The following is a 17371-nucleotide window of genomic DNA, read 5'->3' on the forward strand; positions in this document are numbered from 1 at the left end:
AGCCATCTCCCCGTAGACTGTCACCTAAAGCTCCGTAAAACCTGGCTACCTGCGAGCTGTTACTGATTAGATCTGTAACCCGGTTTACCCGCAAATGTCCACCACCAGCCCGTATCCCCATCTAACCGTAAATTGATCACAGAAAGCGCTGTAACCACGTCGCACTAGTACTTTTTTAAATTGTTTATCCCTACCTAAAGTCGTCCATCCCCTTATTAATGCAGCTCTATCAACCGTGGCCCTGAAAGTTCAACTATCCTTGTCACAACATCCGTGTCATTAAGTCATTCGTGTTTTTATATGCACATCACCCTGAAAATCGAAAAAAACGAAAGTCCACGAAATCAGATATTGATCTTTCAGATACTTTTCAATTTCCCGCTGAGTCATAGGTTTTCTCCTTCCAGTTCCTGAGTTGATGGGATAGTGAGCAGGTTTGGATAGGGGGAAGGTGTCAGGAGAGTTTGGGGGAGCGTAGAGAGATTGGAGAGGGTAGAGAAGTTTGGGGGGCGTGGAGAGCTTGAAAGGGCGAGAGAGTTTTGAGGGAGCGTGAAGAGTTTGGATAGGGGCGAGAGAGTTTTGAGGGAGCATGGAGAGCTTATGCAGGGTGGAGAGTTAGTTTTGGATGGAGTGTTAAGGTGCTAGAGAATGATTTATTTATAAGGAAAAAAAAAGCCCGGGCCGTTATGGCCGGGCTTTTAGGGCGTTGTTGATGACTTCGTTGACGGCTGAGACGTCGATGTCTGGGGTTTGGGTGTCGGCAAGCTTGTATTTTTGCTTGAGGCTGAGGACACGGTAGACGCTTTCGTTCAAGCGTTCTTCGCTGATCTGGCCGGAATGGACTGCTTGTCTTAAAGCGTCCAGCGCTTCGATACGCAACTTTTCTTCATGGCTTACAAGTACAATGTCTGCGCCCGCATTGACGGCGGTTACGGATGCGTCCCCGATTTTGTTGCCGTTCAGCAGGCCGCCCATCGTCATATCGTCGGTAATGACTACCCCATCGTAACCAAGCTTCTCGCGCAGCAGGTCATTGATGACAGCATCGGATATCGAAGCGGGGTGCTTAGTGTCTAAGTCCATCATGAGCAGATGCGCCACCATTATGGCGTCAACGTCATGCTCAATTGCTTCTTTGAATGGAATAAGCTCGAATTTCTCCAGCTCTTCCAGCGACTTATGAACAAGAGGCAAGTCGTAATGGGAATCGACTGACGTATCGCCGTGGCCTGGGAAATGCTTGACGACAGCAGCAACGCCTTCCGATGTAATGCCGTCCAATGCTTCCAGCCCGTGAGCCGTTACCTTGTCAGGCGTTGAGCCGTAAGAACGGTCGCCGATGACAGGGTTCTTAGGATTGCTGTTAATGTCAAGGACAGGTGCAAAGTCCAGGTTGAAGCCAAGCGCCTTCAACTCCGTGCCCAATGCCTTGCCGATTCCGTTCGTATACGTCAAGCTGTTGGCTGATGCGACCTGGCCCGCTGCCGGGATTTTCACGAACTCGGAGGACATGCGGCTTACTCTGCCGCCTTCCTGGTCAACGCTCAGCCATAATGGTATGTCATTGCTGGCATTGGTTTGCTTCAATTCATTCAGAAGCGCTAGCGTCTGCTGCGCGTTGTTGATGTTGTCTTTGAATAGGATGAATCCGCCGACTTTATAGTCTTGGATCATTTTTTTGGCAAAACCGTTCATTTCGGTTCCATCGAGACCGACGATTACGAGCTGGCCGATTTTTTCATCTAAACTCATCTGGTTGATCTGCTCTTGTATCGCATCTGGCTGATCGGGAGTTGGTGTTGCTGTCGTCTCGCCGGAAGGATCAGGATTTGGACTGTTTGTCTCAGCTGGTGTACTTGAGCTTGTCTGCTCCGGAGAAGGATTTATAGGGTTCGAACCTTGGTTGGATGAACCGCAGCCAGCTAGCAGCAAGGCTGGGAGCAACATAAGAACGAACCATTTGTAAGCTGATTTTCGCATTTGTTACGTCACCTCATTTTGCAGGAATACCCCTTATTGTACGTGCTGGAGAGGGGGAAGGTCAAACCGCATGCTTTCTTCGGTCTCCTTGCTGCGTGCAGACGCAGATGAATGATATATTCGGCTTTGCCTTGAATGTATACACTATAGTATGGACGATCGGGGACTCTGTGTTTTCGACAAATCATACCTACATGGATATTAAACAGCTTGTCCAGTATGCAAGCATACTTTGTAGAAATCATTAAGATTAAAGGATAAATGAATTTTTTTTTGCATGAATGATATGTATTGTTATTGTCCGAGTGTACTTCTGTAAGCCGATAGTTGATGATCGTGATGCATTACTCATATACGGTTGGATTATAATGTGGCTTCCTTGATGCTGTATATATTTATGTGTGGACATGAATGCAGCCTGTATATATGCAAGTTCCCAAAAGTTTTGTAAATCAGCCCTGTTAAACGCCGTTTCGCTTGAACTCTTCCGTGCACATGATACTGTACAGTTAAGGTTGCGAAGAAAGGATGCAGCTTCATGAACATTGGAATTATCGGTGCCGGGTATGTCGGGCTGACTACGGCAGCCGTGCTAGCGGAGCTAGGGCATGTAGTCTATTGTGTAGATCGCGACATCGGTAAGGTTGAGCGTCTGAATAATGGCATCATTCCGATCTACGAGCCGGGATTAGAAGAAATGGTGGATCGTCACCGTGCTGGCAATCGCTTGTTCTTCCGCCATGATGTTGAGGAAACGGTGAAGCAGAACGAGGTTATTATGATTGCAGTAGGGACGCCGTCCGCTGAAGACGGCTCAGCGGATCTGGTGTATGTCAGAAGCGTGCTGAATGACATTGCCGGCGCGCTTGTCGATTCCAAGGTTATTATTATGAAAAGCACGGTTCCGCCAGGGACTGGCGAGTGGGCAGAGTCTTTCCTGCTCGAAAAAGGCGTGCCGAGAGAACGGTTTGAGATGGTATCGAATCCGGAGTTTCTGCGCGAAGGAACAGCCATCTATGATACGTTTCATCCGGACCGGATTGTCATCGGCACACATAATAAATCGGCAGCTGAAATTGTTCAATCTCTGTATGCCGGAATTGAAGGCAAAATCATTGTAACGGGAAGAACGGAGGCCGAGCTGATCAAGTACGGCTCCAATGCATTTCTAGCTACGAAATTGTCCTTTATTAATGAACTGGCGCGCGTTTGTGACGTTTATGGCGCCGATATTATGGACGTCGCCATGGGCATCGGCAAGGATAACCGAATCGGAGAGAGATTCCTGCAAGCGGGTATAGGGTATGGCGGTTCATGCCTCCCGAAGGATGTGCAAGCGCTAATGGCGGCGGCCGCCTCTAAAAACGAGCCGCTCAAGCTGCTGCAAGCCGTTACGGAAGTGAATGATACACAGCTCGAGGCTTATGTACGCAAGCTGGAGAAGGTTCTGGGCGGACTGGACGAGACGAAGCATGTTGCGATATGGGGTGCGACATTTAAAGAGAATACGGATGATTTGCGTTATTCTAGGGCAGTCGCTCTGATGGAAGAGCTTGCGAAAAAGTCATGCGTACTTACCGCGTATGACCCGCTGGCAGCGCCGCCTATCGCCGGTGTAGCGTGGAAGAAAAGCGCACTGGAGGCGGTTGAAGGGGCGGACGCAGTCATTATTGCGACAGGCTGGGATGAGTTCAAAAGCGGGGACTGGGAGCAGGTCGCGTCCCGTATGAAGGGTTCTGTAGTGTTGGATGGACGCAATGTGTTGAACAGAATAGCCGTTGAGCAAGCCGGACTCCGTTATGTGGGGGTCGGGCGGCTATGAAGATAGTAGTGACGGGTGCAGCCGGTTTCATTGGGTCTCATCTATGCGAGAAGCTGCTGGAGCGGGAAGAGCATGAGGTGATCGGGATTGACGCTCTGCTGCGCGATGAGCTGAAGGTGATCGGAAGACGGAATTTGGAAGCGATTCTGGATCATCCGAGATTTGCGTTCCAAGAGGAGAACCTGCTGAATATGGATTGGGATGACGTACTGGCAGGTGTAGATGCAGTCTACCATCTGGCAGGCATTCCGGGTGTACGCAATAGCTGGGGAGCGGATTTTGACCATTATGTCACCAATAATATAAATGTGACGCAGCAGCTGCTAGAGGCTTGTAAAGGAAAGCCGCTGAAGAAGTTCGTCTATATCTCAACTTCGTCCGTCTATGGAGAGGTGACAGGCAAAGTATCCGAGGACGCTATGCCGTCACCGCTGTCTCCTTATGGTGTATCCAAATTAACAGGCGAACACTTATGCAGGGTATACTGGCGCAATGAAGGCGTGCCGGTTGTTATTTTACGGTATTTTACGGTATATGGGCCGCGGCAGCGATCGGATATGGCATTTCACCGCTTTATCCATCAATTTTTGACGAATCAGCCTATTACCTTATACGGCGACGGGACGCAGTCGCGCGATTTCACGTATGTGGGCGATTGTGCGGAAGCGACTGCCGCTGTTGCGGAAGCGGACGGTGTTATTGGCGAAACGATCAATATCGGGGGCAAAGAGCGGGCGTCTATCAACGATATTATCGAGATGCTGGAGTGGATGACGGGGAAGCCGGCGCAAGTCATTCATGCGGGCGGCCTTGTCGGCGAGCCGCTGCATACATGGGCGGATATTTCGAAGGCAGAGCGGCTGCTTGGCTATTCGCCGAAGATCGGCTTGGCAGAAGGGCTGCGCCGTGAAGTCGTATGTGCGAAAAAGCATCTTCAGTCAAGCTAGCAGGCTATTTGGCGCAGCTAATAAAAAGAACCTTCGTACCGCCACTTTCGTTCGGCGCGAAGGTTCTTTCGGTTATTCGGACTTGAACAGCGTGGCGATGGAGCCGCCCTCTGTAATGATGCGAATAGCGGTGCCTAGCAGCGGAGCCATCGGCAGGATAACGAAGTTGTCCGGACGTTCGCGATTCAGTGCGATCGTATCGGTAATGACGACTTCCTGAATGTTCGGATGGCTGAGCTTGTCGACGGCATTTTCGGAGAACAGGCCATGCGTCGCGCAGATGAATGCATCCTCGGCGCCGCGTTTTTTGAGCGCCTCAACCACGTTGACGATGGTGCTGCCCGTATCGATCAAGTCTTCGATAATGATCGGCGTCATGCCTTCGACTTCACCGATAATATGCGTAATTTCGGACTGGTTGTGCGCTGGTCGGTTTTTGATCATGATGGCGAACGGGCAATCGAGCAAGCCCGCGAGCTTCTCGGCCGTTGTCGCGCGTCCGGCGTCAGGGGAGACGACAACCGGGTTTTTGATCGATTTCTCGCGCAGGTAGTCGATGATCATATCCAGCGCGGTCAGATGGTCGACCGTAATCTTGAAGAAGCCTTGGATCGGATCGGCGTGCAGATCAACGGTGATGATCCGGTCAGCGCCTACAGTAGTCAGCACGTCGGCAACCATCTTCGCCGAGATCGGCTCGCGCGGAGCGGATTTACGCTCTTGGCGCGCATAGCCGTAATAAGGCATCACGATATTGATCGATTTGGCAGAGGCGCGCTTGGCGGCATCGATCATAACGAGCAGCTCGACGAGATTCTCGTTGACCGGATGCGACAGCGATTGAATCAGAAATACGTGATGGTTGCGCAGCGACTCCTCATAGGAGACATGAATTTCTCCGCTTTGCAGCCGGGAGATGGCGGATTTGCCAAGCGGCAGGTCCAATTGTTCACATACATTGCGGGCAAGCTCCGGGTTCGATGAACCTGAGAAAATTTTGATGTTTTTCAACGTTCTGTCCTCCAATTATTCAGTCAGATCAAAGCGCTGAGCGCGGTCCACAAGGATCCGCTCTCAGCGCCTTCGCTCTCTATGCGTCTTATCTCAAATTCTTGATGGCTACATCCGGATTGACATCCGCTTCGTAGTCAATGCCATCCGTCTCAAAGCCGAACAGCTGGAAGAACTCGCGGCGGTAGCCTTCAAGATCGGACAATTCATACACATTCTCGGTTGTCAGGTCGGTCCATAGTCTGGACACTTCCTGTTGGATCTCCGGACGCATCTCCCAATCGTCTACGCGAATGAGGCCTTTGTCGTCGACCAGCGTTTTGCCTTCGCCGTAGAGACGCTCGGAGAACAGGCGGTACATTTGCTCGATGCAGCCTTCGTGCAGCCCTTTTTCTTTCATTACCTTGTAAAGTGCGGAGATGTACAGCGGCACGACAGGGATCGCGGAGCTGGACTGCGTCACAAGCGCTTTGTTCACGGATACGAAAGCTCGTCCGCCGGACTCGCCAAGCTGCTTGTTCAAGTTATGCGCGGTTAGTTCCAGATCGTTTTTGGCAGCGCCGATTGTTCCTTCGCGATAGACGGCATGCGTAATTTCTGGGCCGATATAAGAGTAAGCGACCGTAGTGGCGCCTTCTGCCAGCGCGCCGGCAGCTTGAAGCTCATCGATCCACATCTGCCAGTCTTCGCCGCCCATTACGGCAATCGTCTGGCGAAGCTCATCTTCCGTAGCAGGCTCGATTGTCGCTTGGGACACATCGCCGCTATGGAAATTAACCGTTTTGTTCGTGTACGTCTCGCCGAGCGGCTTAATGACGGAGGAGAACACTTCTCCAGTCTTCGGATGCGTACGGCGCGGGGAAGCGACGCTGTAGACAACCAGATCGATCTGGCCCAGCTCCGTGCGGATCAGGTCAATCGTCTTCGCTTTGATCTCGTCGGAGAACGCGTCGCCTACGATGCTGTATGACTTGGTGCCGGCTTGGCTTGCGGCTTCTTCGAATGCCGCGGAGTTATACCAGCCTGCGGAAGCGGTACGAGCGCCCTCTGCGGCTTTGTCAAAGTATACGCCGATGGTATTCGCGCCGGAGCCGAAAGCGGCTACGATACGGGATGCCAGTCCATAGCCGGTGGATGCGCCAACGACCAGAACGTTGCGCGGGCCTTCAATGGATGGCTTGCTCTTTACATAATCGATTTGACGCTGAACTTGCGCTGCACAGCCTTGCGGATGCGCTGTTGTGCAAATAAAGCCGCGTGTTTTCGGTTGAATGATCATATTGGGATATTCCTTTCTCTAATAAAATAACAAGGATCATATGTAGCGAGGACAACTCTATCCCATTTTACCGATTTTTGCACGCAAAGGAAAGGAGAAATGAAAAAAGAGAGCGCAGCGGCGCTCTCTGTTCCTGGCAACTATAAGAGAGTATGCGGTTGATCGGATACTTGTCTTATATGTATACGCTCTGCCGGAGCCGATCTGCCCGGGGAGCGCGTGTGCCGCGGGGAACTCCCTGGCTAGTAGCGGCCTGCCAGCTGCTGCTCTGCAAGCTGCACGAGACGGCGTGTAATGTAGCCGCCGATAGAGCCCATGTCGCGAGTCGTCATATTGCCGTAGTAGCCGTCTTGCGGAAGCTGGATGCCCAGCTCTTGGGCTACCTCATATTTCATTTGCTCCAGCGCGGCGCGCGCTTGGGGAACGACCAGGTTGTTGCTGCTGCTTTGGTTTGCCATGTTTATTCAGCCTCCTACCATCGTGTGGCGAAGCAAACTGTCAAAGTAAGCCATCGCCTTGAGGCTATTATGCGACATCCAAAAAAGGATTATTCGCTAATCCCACCTGTATTTACCGAAGAATCGATGTATGGATTCATGCTAAGATGGGGAATACGGGAGGAAGAGGCTATGTTCATACAACCGATGCTGATGATGGAGAGGGAAGGCCCATTCGCGGATGACCAATATTGGTTCGAGCCCATGGTGGACGGTCAGCGGCTGCAGCTTCATATGACGGCGGGAAAAGTGGTGCTGCTGACCCGGCACGGCAACGATGCGACAGCTCAATACCCGGAGCTACATAACGTGCCGCTCAGCTGGCCGGCGGATGTCGTATTGGACGGCGAGGCCGCCTGTCTGGACCCCGAGACGGGACGCGCCGATTTCGCCAGGCTGCAGCAGCGATTCCGCATGAAAGGCGCTCCCCGGATCAGAGAAGCGCGCAAGACAATTCCGATTGTATATTTTGTCTTTGATATTCTCATGTACAATGGCGCCGATCTTCGCGGCTTGCCGCTCGTCAGCCGGAGAAAGCTGCTGGAGTCGGTGCTTGAGGACAATCATTATTATATAAAAATGAAGCACTGGGAGCGGGATGGCCATGCCGTATATGAAGCGGCTGGCAGGCTTGGGCTGAAAGGGATCGCCGGCAAGCACAAGTACAGCCGTTATGTCGAAGGGAGAAGCGACAGCTGGCTGCGCATCAGTCTTTAGAGCAATCATGCATGAATTATGAAAAAGAGCCTTCATCCGGCTGGTGCAAGCCGGGTGAAGGCTCTTTTCTGATATGCACTTATTTCAATACGCGTCTGGCTGTTACATATTTGTTTTTCCAGTAGCTAGTGTTCATGTCACTGACCGTGACGCCTTGGCTGCTGGAGCTATGGATGATTTTTTGGTTGCCCGCATAGATCGCGACGTGGCTAATCGATTTGCCGTTCGTTTTGTAGAAGACAAGATCGCCCATGCTGAGGGAGCCTTTGTCTACTTTGGTGCCCATGCTTGCTTGTGCGGCGGATGTGCGCGGCAGCCATACCTTAAAGGACTTGAATATGTATTGGGTAAAGGAGGAGCAGTCGAAGGAAGCGGTGCTTCCGGCTTTTGCCCCGAATTGATAAGGGGTGCCGATAAATTCTTTGCTGGTTGCGATGAGCTCGGTCGAAGTAGGTGTAGCTGCATGAGCTTTATCTCCGGCTGTTCCAAAGGTGAGGGCAGACCAGACGATCGCTCCGCATGTTCCGATTTTGACGATGGTTTTAAGCAGGTTGCTGTTTCTCATGTTGTTCAGATTATCCCTTCTCGTTTCGTGATGTACCCACACTATAACATAGTGAAACAGGGCCGATTTTCCTGTATGAGAATGATAATCCAGCGTGAGCCGGGGATTATGAGCGTTTATGAGAAAAACATGAAAAAATATTAATGATGTGTTACATTACGGATAGCTTGACTGATATCACTTCCGAGGGGGATACATATGGCTCTTCTAACTTGTCGATTTTATTCGGAAACACTAGGTATGAGCACGTCCATGACGGTTATTCTGCCCCAAGCTACAAGATCGCAAATCGGGATGGACAACGCTGCGGCTGCAGGGAAACACAAAACATTGTATTTGCTGCACGGCTTGTCGGATGACGATTCGATCTGGGTCCGGCGCACATCGGTCGAACGGTATGTGGCTGAGCTGGGACTTGCTGTTGTGATGCCTAATGTGCATCGCAGCTTCTATGCGGATATGGAGTACGGGGAGGCGTACTGGACATTCTTGACGGAGGAGCTTCCGGCCGTGGCGCGTTCCTTCTTCCCGTTGTCGGAAGCGAGAGAAGACAACTTTGTGGCGGGGCTGTCCATGGGCGGCTATGGCGCCTTTAAGTGGGCGCTGCGCCATCCGGACCGCTTCGCTGCGGCGGGCAGCTTCTCCGGGGCGCTCGACATTGCGGCTCGTGTGGGAGAGGTTGGGCAGTTCGACCGCATCTTCAAGCAGATATTTGGGGACAAGCAGATTCAAGGGTCTGACGATGATCTGCTCGCGCTGCTCGCCCGCTCTGCTTCTGGCCCGAACGGAGAGCGGCCGCTATTGTACCAGAGCTGCGGCACCGAAGATTTCTTGTACAACGGCAACAAGGCCTTCCGCGAAGCATGCGAGAAGACCGATTACAAATTGACGTATTCGGATGGCCCGGGCGGCCATAGCTGGGTTTACTGGGATGAGCATATCCAGAAATTTCTGAAATGGCTCCCCCTAGGCAAATAAAGCTGGGATGCAGCGATATTCGCCTAACGGTTGGATTTGCTGATGATTTCGCGATTGTCCCATAGCAGCGACCGCAGATTGGACTTGGACCCCTGAATGATAAAGTGGGGGATGCCATACATCTTCGCGATGTCGATTCCGTCCCATGTCGCCCGGTGCGACGTGGAGGTAATGAGCAGGAACAGCGCTTGCGAACGGCGCAAATCCGCAGCGACACGCTCAGGATGGTCGCCGGTGTCATGGGCGAGCTCGGCGCCGCTTTCGTGAACGACATGCTCGAACCACTTGCGGACGCCGCCGACAATCGTAATCAGGCAATCCTGCAGGAACGGCGCAGGCTGCTCCTTGTACGTTTTGCGTTTTTCTTTGTTTTTCTTGTATATAGCTTGCTCAGCCTGTGCCGGGTGCACAGGCTTTGTTTTGCCCGCGTCGGCTGTCAGCACCTCGCCCTGCAGACGGTACAGCTTGGTCAAGCGAGCAATATGGCTGCCCTCCGCGACGTTGAAGGAGCAGGGATCGCCATGCGCGGGCTTCTGTATTTCGATATCTTTATAATGAATTTGATAACGGTTGGATGAATCGTTCATATCCACGCAGAACCAGAGATGGCCTTCGCCCGACTCGATATAACCGTCGTATTGATGAATCGGCGAGAATGCGTCGTCTCCCTGGAAGAGCAGCTGCAAGTCGTAATAGAGCGACTTGCCGTCCTGCTTGACCGGCGTGCAGAGCAGCTCTGCCTCATGCTGAAGCTCATGCTGCTGGACAAGCGATTCGGTTATGTTGAACGATTCGCCGTTCTCCAGCCGAACGAACCCTCCATGATCGCGGCGGAAGAAGGTGCCGTACAGCGAGTTCGGAGACGGCTGCACTTGCAAGAGCGGATGGGCGTCCGGCTCCTGCTCTTCCTGCGCCTGCTCCTCGCATTCAATCGGCTCCGCGGCACTCTTCGCGCGGCTGCGCTCCGCATTCTCCAGCGGCAAGTCGTTCAGCTGCAAGTACTGGTCCAGCGCATCCAGCAAATCCAGTGCCTTGCGCATCCGGTTGCGGGAGGCGAGGGCGGCATGTCGCGAATCGTCATTGCGGGACGACGGGATTGTCTGCGCGACGGAGGCCAGCTCAAGCTCAAGGCTCTGGGACAGCAGTCTGGCGATCGATTCCGGACTGTTCAGCTGATTGCGCACATCGGATATCGCCTGCCGTAAATTCGCCTTGTCCTTCTCCTGATAGTCGAGATCCTTCTTCTGCTCTTCGATTGTACGCTCCAGCCGCTTGTGCTGCTGGTTGAGCGAGCGGATCTGCTCCATGAAATGATGGCGCTCCTCCAGCCAATCGGCTTGCTCTTGCTTCCAGTGGCGGTCGCGCTCCGTCTGAGTATTCTGCTGCTGGCTTATCATCGCGGCCGCCTGATCCGCCTCTTCCCGCAGACGTTCGATCTCTTCCTCAAGCAGCTCCATTTCCTTCGACTTCATTCTCAGCAGCTTATTCTTCTGGACAAGATCATGCTCCAGCCTTTGCCGTGTCGAGCTTTCTTTTTTGTACAAGTCGCCGAGTATTTTAATTTTCTTATCAAGCTTTCCGTTGTCGGACTGTTCATCTTCCGGCGGCTCTTCATGCTCAGGGAGCTCGCTCTTCAGATTGGCTTCGCCGCTTTGCATCCAGCGCTCCTCCAGCTTCTTCATCTCCAGCAGCCAGAGGTCATGGTCGCCGGATTTGGCGGGGTGGAAGTAGATCGTCCAGTAATGAGGCCAGAATCCCTCCGCCTCCAGTCTCTCCTCTTGCTCGTCCAGCAGGGAGGCAAGCGGCGGAAAGTCTTCATCGTTCTTGTAAGGAAGCCGCTGGATGACAGTCAACATCAGCCTGCGCTTCAAGGCGATATTGCCCGGAGCCTGCTGCACATAGGACCGGAGCAGCTTCACGAACAGCATATCCGGCCATTTGCGCAATTCGCGTCTGGCAAATGGGAACTCTAGCGTCAGCGCCATCGCCAGCTTCTCCTTATCGGAGAGCTGCTTGGCATAATCGAGGAACATTTCGTTCGGCAGGGGCTGATGGGTCTCGCGCTCCAATATCGTACGATAGGCCTCCATCTCTTTTGTCCATTCGGGGGATTCCAACAGGCCCGAGATACGGGCTTTTGACTTCATATCCACCAGCGCTCCTCCTTCGCGAATTGCTCTAGCAAACATTCGACAAACGTTTGCACTTTTCCTTTGACCAGCAGGGACATTCTGTGAATTATTTACAGGACAATTGTTTCTTTGATCATAAAAAATTGCGACTTGCGGAATGGTCGGGGACTTTAGCACTATTTGGAAATTGTGGAGCGAGATTTCTTGTCGTTTTCGCCTTGTTATGAAATCGCGCACCCGGCAATAGAATAAGAGAATTACATCTCCTTCTATATGATATCTATTCCTACTAGGTTACTATATTCATCCATGGTTGTGCAAAGCCGGAAATTTGGACCAAAAACTTAAGAGGTAGTCCTTCCGGCATTCCTGTACGGATACAGCAGCGGCGCCGAAGCAATATTGCTTCGGCGCCGCTTGGAAACGAAGTGAATTAGAAATTGAAATTGTCAGGGTCCGGACCAAAACGCTGATTGCGGTTCAGTGCCGAGATTTGCGCAACTTCCTCTTCTGTCAATGTGAAGTCGAAGATATCCGCATTCTCGACCAGGCGGGATGGAGTCGTTGTTTTTGGAATCGTAACAACGCCTTGATGAAGATCCCAGCGGAGTACAACCTGTGCCGGAGACTTGCCGTATTTCGCTCCGATTTCGGCGAGCAGCGGAATATCCAGATTGCCCTGCATAAGCGGGCTCCAAGCCGTCAGGCGGATGTTATGCTCCTGGCAGAACGCTTGCAGCTCGGCTTGCGTCAGCAGCGGGTGGTACTCCACCTGGTTGACCATTGGAACGATCTCGCTCGATTCGATCAGATCCTGCAAGTGATGGATTTGGAAGTTGCTGACGCCGATCGCGCGGGCTTTGCCCTCGCTGTATATTTTCTCGAGCGCTCTCCATGTATCTTTGTATTTGCCTTTGACCGGCCAGTGAATGAGGATCAAATCCACATAGTCCATCTGCAGCTTGTCAAGACTCGCTTGGAACGCCGCAAGCGTCGTGTCGTAGCCTTGCTCGGCGTTCCAGATCTTCGTCGTAATGAACAATTGGTCGCGGGCTACGCCGCTTGCGCGGACTCCTGCGCCTGTGCCGACTTCGTTCTGGTAGGCCGCCGCCGTATCGATGCTGCGGTAGCCCGCTTCGACCGCCGCTTGCACGGTAGAAGCGGCTACGTCGTCCGCCACTTTCCATACGCCAAGGCCGAACTTCGGCATCTCAACGCCATTGCTTAGGGTATAGCTTTCTGTCAACGCTTTTGTCATGATGGATAGCTCCTCTCGTTAATCGTGATTTATTACAGGGACATGCGCAAAATTTCGCGTACATCATCTTTTCCGAGACGCTTGAACGAGCCGATGTCGCCATAGCGCACAGCTTCCTCGGCCATCCGGTCGAGCTGATCCTCGCCGATGCCGAAGTCCGCCAGCCTGGATTCAGCGCCGATGCGCGAGAAGAAGTCGCGGGTAGCCTGAATGCCGGCAAGAGCAATCTCATCGTCTGACTTGCCTGCCGGATCAATGCCCCATACCCGGACCGCGTACTGGACGAAGCGGTCTATCCGTTCCTGGTACACATAGCGCATCCAGTTCGGGAAGATGATGGCCAGGCCTGCGCCATGCGGGATATCGTAGATAGCGCTCACTTCATGCTCGATGCCGTGGGAAGCCCAGTCATTGGCCATGCCAAGGCTGATCTGCCCGCCGTTCAGCGCCATGGTGCCGCACCACATGAGGTTCGCTCTTGCGGCCGCGTCCGCCGGATCCGCGAGGGCGGGCTCTACATTCTCGATGACCGTCTGCAGGATAGACTCACAGAATCTTTCCTGGAGCGGGGTACCTTGCGTTTTGCTGAAATACTGCTCGAATACATGCGACATGATATCGACGGAGCCGTATACGGTATGATTGCGCGGTACGGAATACGTCAGCGTCGGATCAAGGATTGAGAACTTGGGATATAGATGGGGGCTGCCGGCTCCGCGCTTCAGCTTCTCTTCCCAGTTGGAAATAACGGTATTCCCGTTCATCTCTGAGCCGGTAGCGGCAAGCGTCAGCACTGTGCCGAGCGGGAGCGCCTGGCTGACCGAGGCTTTGTGCGTGAAGAAGTCCCATACGTCGCCCTCATACAGCGCGCCTGCCGCAATCGCCTTGGATGCGTCGATGACGCTGCCGCCGCCAATTGCGAGGATAATGTCGATGCCGTGCTCCCGGCATATATGTATGCCTTTCTTCACCGTTGACAGCCGCGGGTTCGGCTCGATGCCGGCAAGCTCGAAGATCGCCACGCCGGCGTCCTTCAATTGCTTGACTGCGCGCTCGTACAAGCCGGTGCTCTTGATGCTGCCCCCGCCGTAGACGAGAAGGGCTTTCTTGCCGTAGGATGAGGTCAGCTTGCCGATCTGCTCGGCGGCCCCTTCACCGAATATGATGCGGGTGGGGTTGTGAAATTGAAACGGGTTCATATGCGCGCCTCCTCTAAACGTTAACTTTGCGGGTAACTATATCGATAAAAACGGGCTTTCGGGTTTCATTTTATTGAATAGAATGTGGACTGTCAAGTTGGACATGGCCTGTTGTTAGATTAACTTTTAAGTTATATAATGGAGCTGAAAACGGAGTAACGACGACAGAAAGGGTTGTCAGGATGGACATTGAAGTCAGCAGCAGCAACATGGGATTTTTGGAATGCTTTTCTTCACCTACGCGCGTCCGGATTATTGAGCTGCTCGGCGAGCGGCCTATGAACATCAAGAGCTTATCGGAAGCGCTAGACATAAAGTCTCCGATCGTCACCCGGCATATACATATGCTGGAGGAAGCGGGCATCGTCCGCAGTGAAAGCGTAGCAGGCAAGCGGGGGATGCAGAAGCTGTGCTATCTGCACCTCAGTCAAGCTACCCTGCTATTCAAGGGCGCGCCGAGGCAGGAGGACCGCAGCCGCTATTTCGTCTCCTTGCCGGTCGGCACCTATGCTTCCTGCGAGGTCAAGCCGACCTGCGGACTTGCCTCGGCGCACGGGATGATCGGCATGTGCGACGATCCCCGGTATTTCGCTGACCCGGAGCATGTGCATGCACGGGTGATCTGGTTCGGCTCGGGGTATGTGGAATACCGCATTCCGAATTATATGGTCAACAACGAAAAGCCGGACTCGCTGGAAATATCGCTGGAGATCTGCTCAGAGACGCCGTGCAACGTTAACCATCTGCCCTCGGATATCGTATTTTCGGTGAATGGGACGGAGGTGGGCACCTGGACGTATCCGGGCGACTTCGGAGGCGCTCGCGGCATCTATACGCCGGCCTGGTGGTACAAAAACATCCATTACGGCCTCATGAAGACGATTCGCATAACGCGCCAAGGCTCATTCATCGACGGAGTGAAGGTGTCCGATGTAACGATCGACGGCCTGTCGCTGTCCTATGACAAGGAAATCCTGTTCCGGATCGCGTGCAGCGCTACAGCCAAAAACTGCGGCGGCGTTACGCTCTTCGGCAAAAACTTCGGCAATTACAATCAAGATATCGAAGTTACGTTAAGATGCTTGTAGCTCCTCACTGGTTAATTGGCCAGAGGATAGAAGAAGGGCAAGTCCCGGCGCAGCGCAGCTGCTGCCTTGGACTTGCCCTTTGTAATATCCCTTACGGCGAGGGAATCGTCTTCGCGTAATGCTCAATAAATTTGATGGCGTTGTCAGGACGCTTGGCGTTGGCGCGTACGCCCGCAATCAGCTCGACCTTCATCATCTTCAATTCCTTGAACAAATCCGATTTGCTCAGATCGATGCCGTAGACGGAGCCCTCCGGATTTTTCTCCGGCTTCAGCTCCAGCGCAGCCGGTCCGTCCGCATACTCGGCCAGCTCCGGACGTTCGTCAAGCGGCAGGAGCGCCTCTTGAAGCCCAATCCACTCGAACATATACTTATCCATCAAATAAAGATCGGGAATTTCGGACATGACCGTAACAAGCGCCTTTTGCAAATACGCGTACCGGTTCATGTCGTCCTGCGGGATGAAGATCGTGGAATACTCCAGTCGCTTCCATTCTGGAAACGGCTTCATCAGCGCGTTCGTGACAAGATCCTTTTCCTGTCCGCTTTCCTCCATGAAGGTGCCCATGAAGGTGACCTGCAGGTCCATTGGCGGCAGGCTGGCCAAATATCGTTGATGCTCCTTATGATCGATATAGCTCATAATGCCATAGATGATAACGCCTACCAGCGCGATGGCTCCGATCGTATGCCACTTGTAATACCGCCAGAAGTGATCCACCTTTTGCGCTTTGCCCGCCATGCCTTTGTATTTGCCGTATTCCTTTTCATTGAACTCCTGCGCGAATTTCTCGTCATCGCGGGCTAGAATGAGCCGGTACGCGGCCGTTACCTGCCGGAATTCTTCGTCTCCCGCGGGGTCTCCCGACTTGGAGCGCGCCTTCTCGCGCCTGACCAGCGTCGAATAGCGCTTCTCCACTTCTTCCTTGGGCGCGTTCTCCTTAAGACCCAATGTCTTGTAGGCTTGCTTCAAATCGTCCACTCTGTCACCTCTATTGAATTTGGAGATCTAGCAATCTGCTATATACAAGTATACGGAAAAAGGGAAGTGCAAAGCAAACCGGAATGCCGTTATTTTTTGCGGCATGATACAATAGAAGGAAGCGCCAAATTGGAATGGGCGCGCTAGCGTGGAATCAAGGTTTGATATAAAGGGGGAGAGGGGCATGTTCGACCCGACTGTATTTGATAATTTGAAGGTTGCCTTCGAGAACGAATTGTACGATCTGGACAATCTGGACCGGATCATTGCGATTACCGGCCGCAAGGATGTGCTCGACATGGCGGTCATGTCCCGCGAGTTCTCGCTGTCCTTCCGGCTTGCGGGGGGCGGCGACGGCGTGAGCGCCGAAGTGGTGCTGGATACGTCGCTGCGCGACTTGTCTGCCGAGATATTGGAGCTGCAAGGGGAGAAAGCGGCCTGCGGCCTCGCAATCCGGTTCCATACCGAAGTGGAGACGGAGGAGCTGGATGTCCGCTGCAGGGAGATAGAGCGCTGCATCGCCGATATTTGGCTGCCGGAGGAGCCGCCCGTTCAGACGTTAAGCCGGGTATTCGGCGATGCTGGCGGACGCTACCGCAATCAGGTAGAGCTCCGCTTCCGCCGACGGATCGGCGAGGAGCAGATGGAGGATATTCCGGAGCTGATCGACCATGCCGTCCGCACGCTGGAGGCGCTGGCGTAAATAATTGCTATTTGCATCCCTTTGCGGCTATGCTATAGTACGAATGAACAATTGAAGAGAAAATCCGGTTCAGCCGCAGGCCAGCAGGTCTCGGCGGCGCCGGGAGAGGTTCGCGAACTCCCTCTATAAAAAACTAAAACGAAAAGCGGTAGCCCTCTGTTTGGGCATCGTCGTTTTTGTGTTCGGCGCATTCGCGCTTCCGCAAGGGGGCCC

The 17371-nt window shown here is 53.2% G+C and carries 15 protein-coding genes and 1 riboswitch; of the genes, 6 read left to right on the forward strand and 9 right to left on the reverse strand.

The window, feature by feature from the left end; all coding sequences use genetic code 11:
• Positions 1–684: 684 nt before the first annotated feature.
• A complete protein-coding gene (nagZ, locus tag D3P09_RS18925) occupies positions 685–1980 on the reverse strand; it encodes a beta-N-acetylhexosaminidase (protein ID WP_120112959.1) in 1296 nt (431 codons plus the stop codon).
• Between the two features lie 538 nt (positions 1981–2518).
• Between nagZ and D3P09_RS18930 the strand changes: the two genes are divergently transcribed.
• Together D3P09_RS18930 and D3P09_RS18935 are read left to right on the forward strand one after the other, a co-directional pair.
• The gene (locus tag D3P09_RS18930) at positions 2519–3802 is read left to right on the forward strand and encodes a UDP-glucose dehydrogenase family protein (RefSeq protein ID WP_120112960.1); all 1284 of its coding nucleotides are present in this window, start codon (positions 2519–2521) and stop codon (positions 3800–3802) included.
• The gene (locus D3P09_RS18935) at positions 3799–4749 is read left to right on the forward strand and encodes an NAD-dependent epimerase/dehydratase family protein (RefSeq protein WP_120112961.1); all 951 of its coding nucleotides are present in this window, start codon (positions 3799–3801) and stop codon (positions 4747–4749) included. Before D3P09_RS18930 ends, D3P09_RS18935 begins: the two co-directional genes overlap by 4 nt.
• A 72-nt stretch (positions 4750–4821) precedes the next feature.
• Here D3P09_RS18935 and D3P09_RS18940 read toward each other — a convergent pair whose 3' ends face one another.
• From D3P09_RS18940 to D3P09_RS18950, 3 genes are all read right to left on the reverse strand, one after another.
• Complete coding sequence (locus D3P09_RS18940) at positions 4822–5760, reverse strand: ribose-phosphate diphosphokinase (RefSeq protein WP_120112962.1); 939 nt, start codon at positions 5758–5760, stop codon at positions 4822–4824.
• 88 nt (positions 5761–5848) lie between these two features.
• A complete protein-coding gene (gene fabV / locus D3P09_RS18945; protein ID WP_120112963.1) occupies positions 5849–7039 on the reverse strand; it encodes an enoyl-ACP reductase FabV in 1191 nt (396 codons plus the stop codon).
• 242 nt (positions 7040–7281) lie between these two features.
• Positions 7282–7497 (reverse strand): alpha/beta-type small acid-soluble spore protein, encoded by a 216-nt coding sequence (locus D3P09_RS18950; protein ID WP_120112964.1) that lies wholly within the window; start codon positions 7495–7497, stop codon positions 7282–7284.
• Positions 7498–7668: 171 nt separating this feature from the next.
• Between D3P09_RS18950 and D3P09_RS18955 the strand changes: the two genes are divergently transcribed.
• On the forward strand, positions 7669–8253 hold the full coding sequence (locus D3P09_RS18955; RefSeq protein WP_165867503.1) for an ATP-dependent DNA ligase: 585 nt from the start codon (positions 7669–7671) through the stop codon (positions 8251–8253).
• Positions 8254–8332: 79 nt separating this feature from the next.
• Here the strand turns inward: D3P09_RS18955 and D3P09_RS18960 are convergent, their stop codons facing one another.
• Positions 8333–8818: a C40 family peptidase gene (locus D3P09_RS18960; protein WP_120112966.1), complete on the reverse strand. Its 486-nt coding sequence runs from the start codon at positions 8816–8818 to the stop codon at positions 8333–8335.
• A 198-nt stretch (positions 8819–9016) separates the two neighbouring features.
• Between D3P09_RS18960 and D3P09_RS18965 the strand changes: the two genes are divergently transcribed.
• Positions 9017–9796 carry an alpha/beta hydrolase gene (locus D3P09_RS18965; protein ID WP_120112967.1) on the forward strand — a complete coding sequence of 260 codons (780 nt, stop codon included), beginning with the start codon at positions 9017–9019 and terminating at the stop codon, positions 9794–9796.
• 23 nt (positions 9797–9819) lie between these two features.
• Here D3P09_RS18965 and D3P09_RS18970 read toward each other — a convergent pair whose 3' ends face one another.
• The 3 genes from D3P09_RS18970 to D3P09_RS18980 form a co-directional block, all read right to left on the reverse strand.
• Positions 9820–11949: a hypothetical protein gene (locus D3P09_RS18970; protein ID WP_120112968.1), complete on the reverse strand. Its 2130-nt coding sequence runs from the start codon at positions 11947–11949 to the stop codon at positions 9820–9822.
• A gap of 412 nt (positions 11950–12361) precedes the next feature.
• The gene (locus tag D3P09_RS18975) at positions 12362–13186 is read right to left on the reverse strand and encodes an aldo/keto reductase (RefSeq protein WP_120112969.1); all 825 of its coding nucleotides are present in this window, start codon (positions 13184–13186) and stop codon (positions 12362–12364) included.
• 32 nt (positions 13187–13218) lie between these two features.
• Positions 13219–14385, reverse strand: coding sequence for an iron-containing alcohol dehydrogenase (locus tag D3P09_RS18980; protein ID WP_120112970.1), 1167 nt, complete (start codon positions 14383–14385; stop codon positions 13219–13221).
• A gap of 182 nt (positions 14386–14567) precedes the next feature.
• Here D3P09_RS18980 and D3P09_RS18985 point away from each other — a divergent pair, with 182 nt between their 5' ends.
• Entirely contained in the window at positions 14568–15473 is a 906-nt protein-coding gene (locus D3P09_RS18985) for an ArsR/SmtB family transcription factor (RefSeq protein ID WP_120112971.1), read from the forward strand.
• Positions 15474–15564: 91 nt separating this feature from the next.
• On the opposite strand, the gene D3P09_RS18990 is transcribed toward D3P09_RS18985, so the two are convergent.
• Complete coding sequence (locus tag D3P09_RS18990) at positions 15565–16455, reverse strand: J domain-containing protein (RefSeq protein ID WP_120112972.1); 891 nt, start codon at positions 16453–16455, stop codon at positions 15565–15567.
• Between the two features lie 184 nt (positions 16456–16639).
• On the opposite strand from D3P09_RS18990, the gene D3P09_RS18995 reads away from it, so the two are divergent.
• On the forward strand, positions 16640–17158 hold the full coding sequence (locus D3P09_RS18995; RefSeq protein WP_120112973.1) for a hypothetical protein: 519 nt from the start codon (positions 16640–16642) through the stop codon (positions 17156–17158).
• 99 nt (positions 17159–17257) lie between these two features.
• A riboswitch (PreQ1 riboswitch) is annotated at positions 17258–17301 on the forward strand.
• Positions 17302–17371: the final 70 nt, after the last annotated feature.

The organism is Paenibacillus pinisoli (assembly GCF_003605435.1).
Lineage (GTDB): Bacteria > Bacillota > Bacilli > Paenibacillales > Paenibacillaceae > Pristimantibacillus > Pristimantibacillus pinisoli.

Coding starts and splice junctions, on each gene's coding strand:
- nagZ (WP_120112959.1), bottom strand. CDS start 1,980: ATGCGAAAATCAGCTTACAAATGGTTCGTTCTTATGTTGCTCCCAGCC.
- D3P09_RS18930 (WP_120112960.1), top strand. CDS start 2,519: ATGAACATTGGAATTATCGGTGCCGGGTATGTCGGGCTGACTACGGCA.
- D3P09_RS18935 (WP_120112961.1), top strand. CDS start 3,799: ATGAAGATAGTAGTGACGGGTGCAGCCGGTTTCATTGGGTCTCATCTA.
- fabV (WP_120112963.1), bottom strand. CDS start 7,039: ATGATCATTCAACCGAAAACACGCGGCTTTATTTGCACAACAGCGCAT.
- D3P09_RS18950 (WP_120112964.1), bottom strand. CDS start 7,497: ATGGCAAACCAAAGCAGCAGCAACAACCTGGTCGTTCCCCAAGCGCGC.
- D3P09_RS18955 (WP_165867503.1), top strand. CDS start 7,669: ATGTTCATACAACCGATGCTGATGATGGAGAGGGAAGGCCCATTCGCG.
- D3P09_RS18960 (WP_120112966.1), bottom strand. CDS start 8,818: ATGAGAAACAGCAACCTGCTTAAAACCATCGTCAAAATCGGAACATGC.
- D3P09_RS18965 (WP_120112967.1), top strand. CDS start 9,017: ATGGCTCTTCTAACTTGTCGATTTTATTCGGAAACACTAGGTATGAGC.
- D3P09_RS18975 (WP_120112969.1), bottom strand. CDS start 13,186: ATGACAAAAGCGTTGACAGAAAGCTATACCCTAAGCAATGGCGTTGAG.
- D3P09_RS18980 (WP_120112970.1), bottom strand. CDS start 14,385: ATGAACCCGTTTCAATTTCACAACCCCACCCGCATCATATTCGGTGAA.
- D3P09_RS18985 (WP_120112971.1), top strand. CDS start 14,568: ATGGACATTGAAGTCAGCAGCAGCAACATGGGATTTTTGGAATGCTTT.
- D3P09_RS18995 (WP_120112973.1), top strand. CDS start 16,640: ATGTTCGACCCGACTGTATTTGATAATTTGAAGGTTGCCTTCGAGAAC.